This is a genomic window from uncultured Caballeronia sp. (assembly GCF_964243625.1).
Classification (GTDB): Bacteria; Pseudomonadota; Gammaproteobacteria; order Burkholderiales; family Burkholderiaceae; genus Caballeronia.
Map to the genome: position 1 here is coordinate 1 of NZ_CAXTGZ010000401.1, position 5,676 is coordinate 5,676.

7 protein-coding genes are annotated in these 5,676 nt (G+C 61.2%); 6 read left to right on the forward strand and 1 reads right to left on the reverse strand.

What is annotated here, in order from left to right:
- Nucleotides 1-158: S-adenosylmethionine synthetase N-terminal domain-containing protein (locus ACFFAR_RS22915; RefSeq protein ID WP_375508527.1), on the reverse strand; the 158-nt coding region annotated here is incomplete at its 3' end.
- Nucleotides 159-452: 294 nt separating this feature from the next.
- Between ACFFAR_RS22915 and ACFFAR_RS22920 the strand changes: the two genes are divergently transcribed.
- The 6 genes from ACFFAR_RS22920 to ACFFAR_RS22945 form a co-directional block, all read left to right on the forward strand.
- Complete coding sequence (locus ACFFAR_RS22920; protein ID WP_062168611.1) at nucleotides 453-1,337, forward strand: lipid A biosynthesis lauroyl acyltransferase; 885 nt, start codon at nucleotides 453-455, stop codon at nucleotides 1,335-1,337.
- Between the two features lie 104 nt (nucleotides 1,338-1,441).
- Nucleotides 1,442-2,326 carry a diaminopimelate epimerase gene (gene dapF, locus ACFFAR_RS22925; protein WP_174364108.1) on the forward strand — a complete coding sequence of 295 codons (885 nt, stop codon included), beginning with the start codon at nucleotides 1,442-1,444 and terminating at the stop codon, nucleotides 2,324-2,326.
- Nucleotides 2,327-2,355: 29 nt separating this feature from the next.
- Nucleotides 2,356-3,075, forward strand: coding sequence for a DUF484 family protein (locus ACFFAR_RS22930; RefSeq protein ID WP_062170339.1), 720 nt, complete (start codon nucleotides 2,356-2,358; stop codon nucleotides 3,073-3,075).
- Nucleotide 3,076: 1 nt separating this feature from the next.
- Nucleotides 3,077-3,997 carry a tyrosine recombinase XerC gene (xerC, locus tag ACFFAR_RS22935; protein WP_086381455.1) on the forward strand — a complete coding sequence of 307 codons (921 nt, stop codon included), beginning with the start codon at nucleotides 3,077-3,079 and terminating at the stop codon, nucleotides 3,995-3,997.
- A gap of 89 nt (nucleotides 3,998-4,086) precedes the next feature.
- Nucleotides 4,087-5,292 carry a class I SAM-dependent methyltransferase gene (locus ACFFAR_RS22940; protein WP_174364107.1) on the forward strand — a complete coding sequence of 402 codons (1,206 nt, stop codon included), beginning with the start codon at nucleotides 4,087-4,089 and terminating at the stop codon, nucleotides 5,290-5,292.
- 184 nt (nucleotides 5,293-5,476) lie between these two features.
- Nucleotides 5,477-5,676 (forward strand): CobW family GTP-binding protein (locus ACFFAR_RS22945; RefSeq protein WP_375508526.1); only part of this gene is annotated, 200 nt, incomplete at its 3' end.

Sequence of the window (5,676 nt, forward strand, 5' to 3'; positions counted from 1 at the left end):
ACGGCCATGCCCGTCTTCACCATCGTCTCGCACGCCACGCGGGCGTTGGGATCGTCCTTCAGAATCGCGTCGAGGATCGCGTCCGAGATCTGGTCGGCAACCTTGTCCGGGTGGCCTTCAGAGACGGATTCAGAGGTAAAGAAGTAGTTGTTTGACACGCTTCAGACTCCAATTTAGATACGGGTAAGTTACTCACGTAGCCGACTTCGTTTGGAGTCTGAAGCGGCGACGCTTTAGCGGAAAACATGGTCCGAAACGCACCGTTAAGCACGTTCCGGCTTCGCCCCGCAAGTTGTCCATTAACTCGGCGAAGGTTTTATTATAGCGACTTCTCTAATTTGTCACAGAGCAGACCGTTTGTCGCCAACCAATACCAACCCTCACTTTTTCAAAGCCCGGGACGCTTCCCGGTATCGCACCAGTCCAGCCGTAACGATCCTCGGGAGCGTCACATGTTAGGCCGCATCGGGGTTGCGCTCGCAGTCGGCTTGCTGAAACTGCTGGCCCTGATTCCATACGGCATCACGGCTCGTTTCGGCGATGCCCTCGGCTGGCTGCTTTATCAGATTCCGAGCCACCGGAAACGGATCGTGCACATCAACCTGAGCCTCTGCTTTCCGGAGTGGACGCCCGAACGCCGCGAAGAAGTCGCGCAAAAGCATTTCCGGCACGCAATCCGCAGCTACGTCGAGCGCAGCGTGCAATGGTTCGCCCCGGCTGAAAAGCTCGCCAAGCTGATCCAGGTGGAAAGCCAGGTCGATCTGCTGGACCCCGACATGCCGCCGACCTTGCTGCTCGGCTTTCACTTCGTCGCCATTGAAGCGGCCTCGGTCTGGATCAACCACGAACTGCACCGGACGTGCGGATCGCTGTACCAGCCCATGTCGAACAAGACGCTTGACGACGTCGCGAAGAAGCAGCGCGGCCGTTTCGACGCCGAAATGGCAAGCCGCGCCGACAGCGCCCGGATCGTGCTGCGGTGGCTGCGCGACCGCAAGCCCGTCATGCTCGGCGCCGATATGGACTACGGCATGCGCAATTCGACCTTCGTGCCGTTCTTCGGCGTCCAGGCGTGCACGCTTACCGCAGTCGGCCGGCTGGCCAAGACCGGCCATGCGCAGATCATGCCGTTCGTGGGCGAAGTCCTGCCGAACTACAAGGGCTACAAGCTCAAGGTCTTCAAGCCCTGGGACAACTACCCCACTGGCGACGACGATGCCGACGCGCGCCGCATGAACGCGTTCCTGGAGGAGCAGGTGCGCCTCATGCCCGAGCAGTACTACTGGGTACACAAGCGCTTCAAAACTCGGCCACCCGGCGAGCCGGGCTTTTACTGAGAATCCAGTATCAGGGAAACGGCTCGCGATTGCTGCATGAATCCGGGCTCGCCCCCCATTCGGCCTAGTGCATGCGCAGCCTTCGCGTCACTTACAATAGCGACATGAAACTCGAATTCACCAAAATGCACGGCGCGGGCAACGACTTTGTGGTGCTCGACGGCTACTCTAAACCGCTTTCGCTGAACGCGGCGCAGGTGCGCGCGCTCGCGGACCGCCACTTTGGCGTGGGCGCAGACCAGTTGCTGCTGGTTGAAAAGCCGGACATCGACGGCGTGGATTTCAAGTATCGAATCTTTAACTGCGATGGCGGCGAGGTCGAACATTGCGGCAACGGCGCGCGCTGTTTCGTGAAGTTTGTCCGTGACCGCGGCCTAACCAACAAGATGAGCGTCCGGGTGCAAGTGCAGCAAGGCGTAATCGTTTTGACCATGCAGGAAAACGGCGACGTCATGGTCGACATGGGGCGTCCCGAGTTCGAACCCCAGCGGGTGCCGTTCAATGCCGAAGGATTGCAAGGGCGCACCGAAGGCGCGGATACCCTTTGGCCGCTCGACGTGCAAAGCGAAACCCGCTGGATTTCCACGGTTTCAATGGGCAATCCTCACGCCGTCCAGGTCGTCGCCGACGTCGAGACCGCGCCAGTGCTGACCGAAGGGCCGTTGATCGAACATCATGTGCGTTTTCCGAAGCGGGTGAACGCGGGGTTCATGCAAATCGAAAGCCGGACCGCCGTCAAGCTGCGAGTCTTCGAGCGTGGCGCGGGTGAAACGCTCGCCTGCGGTACGGGTGCGTGTGCAGCCGTTGCTGCGGGCATTCGCCGTGGGCTGCTTGACTCGCCGGTTCGGGTTCAGACGCATGGCGGCGTGCTCACCATCACCTGGGACGGCACGCGCGATCCGGACGCCGCGCTTTTCATGGCCGGCCCGGCCACCACCGTATTCGAAGGCGAGATCGAGCTTCCCGCCGACCTCGCCACAGCCGACTGACCGCCAGGAACCCGATGTTGCCCGATACCATGACCGAACGAGAAGTCGCCGATTACCTGCTCGCCAATCCGGATTTCTTCGCTGCGCACGCCGAGCTGCTGGGCACCATCCGCTTGTCCAATCCGCATGGCAAGTCGGCCGTGTCGCTGCAGGAACGGCAGATGGAAATGCTGCGCGACAAAAACAAGCAGATGGAGCGGCGGCTAGCCGAATTGCTGCGCTACGGACACGAGAACGACAGCATTGCTGCCAAGTTTCATCGGTGGACCATCCGGGTCATGTCCGAGCGCGATCCGCACGCATTGCCGAAGACCATTCCCGCAGGCCTGTGCGAAATTTTCGACGTGCCGCAGGCGGCGCTGCGCGTGTGGGACGTGGCCGAGCCTTACGCACAGGCGGAGTTTGCCAGGACCACGAGCGCGGAAGTACGCACCTTCACCAGTGGCCTCGCCGCGCCGTATTGCGGCGCGAACACGGGATTCGAGGCGGCGCAATGGCTGACGTCGGCGAGTTCGGTATCGGTGGCTTCGGCGACCACAGATGGTGTCGTCGATACCGCGAACACCACCGAGTCCATCGCGCTGATTGCGCTGCGCGATCCGTCGGCCGGACCCGAAGCGCCCGCGTTCGGCCTGCTGGTGATGGGTTCGCCCGATCCGCGCCGTTTCCATGAAGGCATGGCAACCGACTTCCTTTCGCAGATCGGCACGCTCGGCAGCGCAGCGCTCAGCCGCTTGCTGCCCCACTGACATGAACGCCGATCCGGTCGCCGCCTATTTATCGATGCTCGAGCATGAGCGGCGTTTATCGGAACATACGCTGCGCGGCTACACGCATGAACTCGACGAGCTGAAAAAGCTCGCCAATGGCCGCGCGCTGGAATCCCTCATTGCAACGGACATGCGCGGCGCCGTGGCCCGCGCTCATGGGGGCGGCCTGTCGGCGCGTTCGATTGCGCATCGCTTATCGGTCTGGCGGGCGTTTTATCGATGGTTCGCCGAGCGCGTCGAAATGGCGGCGAATCCCGTCGCCACCGTGCGCGCGCCGAAACGCGCGAAAAGCCTGCCTAAGGCACTTTCCGTGGACGACGCCAACGCTCTCATGGAAGCGCCTCACGCCGACACACCCGAAGCGTTGCGCGACCACGCCATACTGGAACTCTTCTATTCGTCCGGCTTGCGCCTGGCTGAACTGGTCGGGATCGACGTCCATTTCGTGCAATCCGATGGTTATTCGTCAGCAGGCTGGCTCGATCTGGCTAGCGCTGAAGTGAACGTCCTCGGCAAGGGCAACCGGCGGCGGTCGGTGCCCGTCGGGAGCAAGGCGATCACGGCTTTGCGTGCGTGGATAGAAGTGCGCGGACAATTCGTGAAGCTCGATCCCCATGCGCTGTTTTTATCGGTACGCGGCAATCGGATGACGCCGAATGTAGTGCGCGACCGGGTGAAACGCATGGCACTGCAGGCGGGCGTTCCGTCCAATGTGCATCCCCACGTGCTGCGGCATTCGTTTGCCACGCACGTGCTTCAATCCAGCGGCGACCTTCGCGCCGTGCAGGAACTTCTCGGCCACGCGAGCATTACCGCGACCCAGGTTTATACGTCTCTCGACTTTCAGCATCTGGCGCGCGTCTACGACCAGGCCCATCCTCGCGCCAAGAAGCGAGACTAGAGCAACGCTTCACCCCGGCTGTTACAGATCGCCAGGAACAACAAAGCGTGGCTGCGCCGTATCCGTCAGCGCGTTCACAAGAAGGTCGAATGAACACCATCACGCTGAAACCGGCGAAAGACAAGTCGCTCGCGCGCCGCCATCCGTGGATTTATGCGACCGCCATAGAACATGTGGAGGGCAAGCCCGCGCCCGGCGCGACCGTGCTGATCCGCTCGCACGAAGGCCGCTTCCTGGCCCGCGGGTCGTACAGCCCTGTGTCGCAGATTCGCGCGCGCGTATGGAGTTTCGATGAAACCGAGCCCATCGATCACGCGTTTTTCAAGCGGCGCGTACAACGGGCAATCGCTCACCGGCGAACCATGGTGCGTGATACCGGCGCCACGCGGCTGATCTTCGGCGAGGCGGACGGATTGCCGGGGTTGATCGTCGATTACTACATTGCTGACGATGAAACCCGTCGTGGCCAGCTCGTCTGCCAGTTCATGGCGACCGGCGTGGAAATGTGGAAGCACGCCATCGTTCAAGCACTGATCGGTGCGACCGGTTGCCCGAACGTCTACGAGCGATCGGATGTATCGATCCGGCAGAAAGAAGGCCTCGAACCCATCACCGGAGTATTGGCTGGCGACCCGCCGCCCGAAGCACTGATGATCGCAAACGAGGGCGGCGTGCGTTACTACGTGGACGTGAAACACGGCCATAAGACGGGCTTTTATATCGATCAACGCGACAACCGCGCGCTTGTTCGCGAATACGCAGCAGAGCGCGACGTACTCAACTGCTTTTGCTACACAGGCGGGTTTTCGCTTGCGGCGTTGAAAGGCGGGGCGAAACGGGTCGTATCGATCGATTCCTCCGGCGACGCGCTAGCCCTCGCGCAGCGCAACGTCACGGCGAACGGATTCGACCCGGAGCGCGCCGAATGGCTCGACGCCGATGCCTTCAAGACCTTGCGTCGATTGCACGAAGAAGGACAGCGCTTCGATCTGATCGTGCTCGACCCGCCAAAATTCGCGCCATCGCGGGAACATGTGGACCGGGCCGCGCGCGCCTACAAAGACATCAATCTCACCGGGTTCAAGCTGCTGCGCCCGGGCGGCCTGCTGTTCACGTATTCGTGCTCGGGCGCGATCGACGCCGATTTGTTCCAGAAGATCATCGCGGGCGCCGCAGCCGACGCGAAAGTCGACGCGCGCATCCTGAAACGCCTGGGCGCGGGCATCGATCACCCGCTTTTGACCGCGTTTCCTGAAGGGGAATACCTGAAAGGCCTATTGTTGCAAATCGAATGAGCGGCCATAGTTGATAGCTCGGTTGACAGTTCGGGAAGGCGCTTCAAAGCACCCTCTTGACAAGTATGTTCAAATAATTGGCTGACTGCGTGATTTCGAGGGCAATGACGCATCGCGCGACAACCGCGCCGCCCGGAACCACGCTGCACGAATAACCTTTGACTCCAGAGAACAGGCGACCATCATGATTCCCGTTACCATCCTGACCGGCTTTCTGGGCAGCGGCAAAACCACCCTGCTCAAGCGCATCCTGAACGACCAGCACGGCATGAAGATCGCCGTGATCGAGAACGAGTTCGGCGAAGAAAACATCGACAACGAGATCCTCGTTCAGGAAACGAACGAGCAGATCATCCAGATGAGCAACGGCTGCATCTGCTGCAC

What these genes read in the sequence shown, in the direction of transcription:
- ACFFAR_RS22920 (WP_062168611.1), top strand. Translation starts at nt 453, where the DNA reads ATGTTAGGCCGCATCGGGGTTGCGCTCGCAGTCGGCTTGCTGAAACTG.
- dapF (WP_174364108.1), top strand. Translation starts at nt 1,442, where the DNA reads ATGAAACTCGAATTCACCAAAATGCACGGCGCGGGCAACGACTTTGTG.
- ACFFAR_RS22930 (WP_062170339.1), top strand. Translation starts at nt 2,356, where the DNA reads ATGACCGAACGAGAAGTCGCCGATTACCTGCTCGCCAATCCGGATTTC.
- xerC (WP_086381455.1), top strand. Translation starts at nt 3,077, where the DNA reads ATGAACGCCGATCCGGTCGCCGCCTATTTATCGATGCTCGAGCATGAG.
- ACFFAR_RS22940 (WP_174364107.1), top strand. Translation starts at nt 4,087, where the DNA reads ATGAACACCATCACGCTGAAACCGGCGAAAGACAAGTCGCTCGCGCGC.